This window comes from Aeromonas genomosp. paramedia (assembly GCF_023093515.1).
Classification (GTDB): domain Bacteria; phylum Pseudomonadota; class Gammaproteobacteria; order Enterobacterales; family Aeromonadaceae; genus Aeromonas.
In genome coordinates this window covers 128,050-128,536 of the sequence record NZ_JAAROG010000028.1, presented here as the reverse complement: position 1 = coordinate 128,536, position 487 = coordinate 128,050, and the positions used below count along the sequence as shown (strand labels likewise).

The 487-nt window shown below is 43.9% G+C and carries 1 protein-coding gene; it reads left to right on the top strand.

What is annotated here, in order from left to right; translation table 11 throughout:
- Nucleotides 1–208 (top strand): hypothetical protein (locus tag HB860_RS20085; protein WP_247627723.1); only part of this gene is annotated, 208 nt, incomplete at its 5' end.
- Nucleotides 209–487: the final 279 nt, after the last annotated feature.

The following is a 487-nucleotide window of genomic DNA, read 5'->3' as shown; positions in this document are numbered from 1 at the left end:
AAAATTGTTTTTGATGTTCGATGCTGTGAGTGCCCACACAGATTGCTTGATTCAAATTGTTAAAGAGCGACGCAACAATGTGTTGCTGCGGGAGTGGAATTCTACTCAACCGCCTTCTCGAGTCAAGCCTTATTTTCAAAGGCTTTTCGAGGCTATCGACTTGGTTTTCTGCGTTGCCGCTTGCCCTGTCGATGGAGGCGCATTATAGGGAGCTGAAACTTTCTGGCAAGCCCCTCAAGGCAATAAAATTGCAAAAAATGGCAATTTTTTAGTTATTCATAACTAAGCACAGCTTTTATACAAACTTATCCACAAAATGAACCTAAGTTAGGAGCAAGTTGGCAGCGTTCCTTGTATAGGTCTCTGCATCTTGTTGGTACTTACACCCCCTGCACCAGGTAAATGAAGGCTCGCCTCGCAGAAGAGGAATACCTATATAAGGAAGAAGCAGACGAAGGGCTAGGTTAATAGCCACAGTACAGTTGAG